We start from the raw sequence: 4,012 nt of genomic DNA on the forward strand, positions 1-4,012 counted from the left end.
GTCGGATACCGAGCGCGACGCACTCGAAGCCGGTAGCGTCTGGTGGGAGGGCGAGTTGTTCCGCGGCCAGCCGGACTGGCAAAAACTGCACGCCTACCCGCAGCCGACACTGACGCCGGCCGAGCAAGCCTTCCTCGACAACGAATGCGAGGAAGCCTGCCGCCTGGTCGATGACTGGAAAGTGACGCACGAGCTCTACGACCTGCCGACCGAAGCCTGGCGCTACATCAAGGACAAGGGCTTCCTCGGCATGATCATTCCGAAGAAGTACGGCGGCCTGGAATTCTCGGCCTACGCCCATTCGCAGGTGGTGACCAAGCTGTCGACGCGTTCTAGCGCGCTGTCGGTGTCGGTCATGGTCCCCAACTCGCTCGGCCCGGCCGAACTGCTGCTGCATTACGGCACCGAGGCACAGAAGAACCACTACCTGCCGCGCCTGGCCAAGGGTATCGAGGTGCCGGCCTTTGCGCTGACCAGTCCGTGGGCCGGCTCCGATGCGGCGTCGATTCCGGATGCCGGCGTCGTCTGCAAGGGCATCTATCAGGGCAAGGAAGTGCTCGGCATGCGCGTTTCCTGGGACAAGCGCTACATCACGCTGGCCCCGGTGTGCACGGTGTTCGGTCTGGCCTTCCACCTCTACGACCCGGACGGCCTGTTGGGCGACCAGAAGCACATCGGCATCACCTGCGCGCTGGTCCCCTACGACCATCCGGGCGTCGATACCGGCCGCCGCCATTTTCCGTTGAACGCCATGTTCATGAACGGCCCGACCCGCGGCACCGACGTCTTCATGCCGCTCGACTTCATCATCGGCGGCCAGAAGATGGCCGGCCAGGGCTGGCGCATGCTGATGGAGAGCCTGGCGGCCGGCCGCTCGATCTCGTTGCCCTCGTCGAATACCGGCATGGCGCAGATGACGGCGCGCGCCGTCGGCGGCTACGCCCGGGTGCGTTCGCAGTTCAAGATGGCCGTCGGCAAGTTCGAAGGCGTCGAGGAAGCGCTGACCCGCATCGGCGCCTACACCTACCTGATGGACGCCGTGCGCAAGATGACCGCCGGCGCCGTCGATCTCGGCGAAAAGCCGTCGGTCGTTTCGGCCATTGCCAAATACCACGTCACCGAACGGGCCCGCCAGGTGGTCAATGACGGCATGGACGTCATCGGCGGCAAGGGCATCTGTCTTGGCCCGTCGAATTTCATGGGCCGCGCCTACCAGCAGGTGCCGATTGGCATCACGGTCGAAGGCGCCAATATTCTGACGCGGTCGCTGATCATCTTTGGTCAGGGTGCCATCCGCTGCCATCCCTATTTGCTGCCGGAAATGCAGGCGGCGCAGAACCCGGATCAGAAGCAGGGCCTCGTCGATTTCGACCAGGCGTTGTTCGGCCACATCGGCTTCACCATCAAGAACGGTTTTCGCGCCCTGTGGCTGGGTATGACCGGATCGCATTTTGCTACGGTCAACGTCGATACGGCGCCCGAAATGAAGCGCTACTACCAGCAACTGACGCGCTTCTCGGCGGCCTTTGCCTTCCTGGCCGACATCTCGCTGCTCGTCCTCGGCGGCAGCGTCAAGCGCCGCGAAAAACTGTCGGCCCGTCTTGGCGACATCCTGGCCCAGATGTACCTGATCTCCTGCACGCTCAAGCGCTACGAGGCCGAAGGCCGCCAGGCCGCCGACGCACCGCTCGCCCACTGGGCGATCTGGGACGCCATGTACCAGGCGCAGCAGGCCTTCGATGGCGTCATCGCCAACTTCCCGGTGCGCTTCATCGCCGCCTTCCTGCACCGCTCGATCTTCCCGTGGGGCCATCCTTATGTTGTGCCATCGGACGAGGTCGGCCATCAGGTGGCCAAGTTGCTGATCGCCCCGTCCGCCACCCGCGACCGGCTGACCGCCGAATGCTACCTGCCGTTGGTCGACAGCGAGCCGGTCGGCGCCATCGAGTTGGCGCTCAAGGCCACGCTGCTAGCCGAGCCGATCGAGGCCAAAATCCGTGCAGCTGAAAAGGACGGTCGCTTCGACAACAACCCGCTGGCCAACGTGCGTGACATCGCCATCGCCGCCTTCGAGGCCGGGGTGATTTCCGCCGCCGAATACGACATCATGAAGGCGCGCAATCACCTGCGCGACATCGTCGTGCATGTTGATGACTTCCCGTTCGACTACGGTGTCGCCACCGCCAACAAGCCGGCCGATAACCGGATGGCGGCGTGATGCTCGGCATGCTCGGTTCCTCCCCCTTCAAGGGGGAGTTTAGGCGTGTCTCGGCATCCGTTGTGTTTTATGGGGAGATGTTTCCAGGATGAAAACCATCTACATCGTCGACGGCGCCCGTTCGCCCTTCCTCAAGGCGCAGAAAGGGCCGGGCATCTTCGCCGCCTCCGATCTGGCCACCCAGGCCGGCCGGGCCCTGTTGCTGCGCCAACCATTTGAGCCATCCGACCTCGACGAGGTCATCCTCGGCTGCGCCGCGCCGTCGCCGGACGAAACCAACATCGGGCGCATGGTCGCCCTGCGCCTCGGCTGCGGCAACACGGTGCCGGGTTGGACGGTGATGCGCAACTGCGCTTCGGGCCTGCAAGCCATCGATTCGGCCGTCGCCAACATCCGCTGCGGGCGTTCCGGACTGGTGCTGGCCGGCGGCATCGATGCGCTCTCACGGGCGCCGCTGCTCTATTCCGACGCCATGGTGCGCTGGTTCGCCGGCCTGATGAGCCTGCGTACGGTCAACCAGAAAATCGGCCATTTTTTGCAGTTGCCGCTGGCCGAATTGTTCACGCCGGTCATCGGCCTCATGAAGGGCCTGACCGATCCGGTGGTTGGCCTGCTCATGGGCCAGACGGCCGAAAACCTGGCCTGGAAATTCGGCATCAGCCGCCAGCAGATGGACGAATTCGCCGTCCAAAGCCATCTCAAGGCGCTGTCGGCCCGGGCCGCCGGCTACTACGGCGAGATCGTCCCGGTCGTCGACAGCCAGGGCAAAATTTACGCCGAAGACGACGGCGTGCGCGGCGATGCCAGCCTGGCCGGCATGGCCAAGCTCAAGCCATTTTTCGACCCGAAATACGGCCGCATCACGGCGGCCAATAGCTCGCAGATCACCGACGGCGCCGCCTGGTTGATCCTCGCCTCGGAAGAGGCCGTGCAGAAATGGGGCCTCAAGCCGATCGGTAAGATTGTCGACAGCGAATGGGCCGGTCTCGATCCGGCGCAGATGGGCCTCGGCCCGGTGCATGCTGTCACGCCGCTGCTCCGTCGTCATGGCCTGGGCCTCGACGACATCGACGCCTGGGAACTGAACGAAGCCTTTGCCGCGCAGGTCATCGCCTGCCTCGAAGCCTGGAAATCCGACGACTATTGCCGCGAACAGCTCGATCTACCCGCGGCCTTCGGCGTTCTCGACGAGCACAGCCTGAACGTCGATGGCGGCGCCGTGGCCATCGGCCACCCGGTCGGCGCCTCGGGGGCGCGGATCGTCCTCCACGTCCTGCAGGTATTGCGGCGCAACAAGGGCCAGCGTGGCGTCGCCACGATCTGCATCGGCGGCGGGCTGGGCGGCGCGATGCTGGTCGAGGCGGCAGACTGAGATGCGGATCGGCATTGTCGTCGATTCCGCCTGTGACCTGCCGCGCGCCTTTCTCGATGCGCACGATGTGCGGGTCATGCCGATCAGTCTGCGCATTGGCGGCCTGCTGATCGAGGACCGGCGCGACCCGCAGGAAACGCAGGCCTTCTACGTCCGGCATCTCGACCGAAAAAGCGAAGATTTCGCCGAGTCGATTCCCTATTCCGTAGCACAGATCGAGCAGCTCTTTCTCGATCGTCTGGTGCTCGATTACGACTACGTCTTCTGCCTCACCATCACCAGCACGCGCAGCCCGATATTCGCTCACGCCATGCAGGCCTCGCGGACCATTCTGACCAAATACAAGGCCATCCGGCGCGCCGCCGGCTTGACCGAACGTTTCGGTCTGGCCGTGCTGTCCACCCGCAACCTGTTTACCGGCC

The 4,012-nt window shown here is 64.5% G+C and carries 3 protein-coding genes; all 3 read left to right on the top strand.

Annotation, left to right across the window (positions count from 1 at the left end; translation table 11 throughout):
• Nucleotides 1–2,218, top strand: a 2,218-nt coding sequence (locus tag ADADOO_RS06475; protein WP_511276018.1) for an acyl-CoA dehydrogenase, incomplete at its 5' end; no start/stop codon positions are given.
• An 88-nt stretch (nucleotides 2,219–2,306) separates the two neighbouring features.
• The gene (locus tag ADADOO_RS06480; RefSeq protein WP_511276019.1) at nucleotides 2,307–3,590 is read left to right on the top strand and encodes an acetyl-CoA C-acetyltransferase; all 1,284 of its coding nucleotides are present in this window, start codon (nucleotides 2,307–2,309) and stop codon (nucleotides 3,588–3,590) included.
• Between the two features lies 1 nt (nucleotide 3,591).
• On the top strand, nucleotides 3,592–4,012 hold a 421-nt coding region (locus ADADOO_RS06485), incomplete at its 3' end, for a DegV family protein (RefSeq protein WP_511276020.1).

It is taken from the genome of Azonexus sp. (assembly GCF_036170495.1).
GTDB lineage: Bacteria > Pseudomonadota > Gammaproteobacteria > Burkholderiales > Rhodocyclaceae > Azonexus.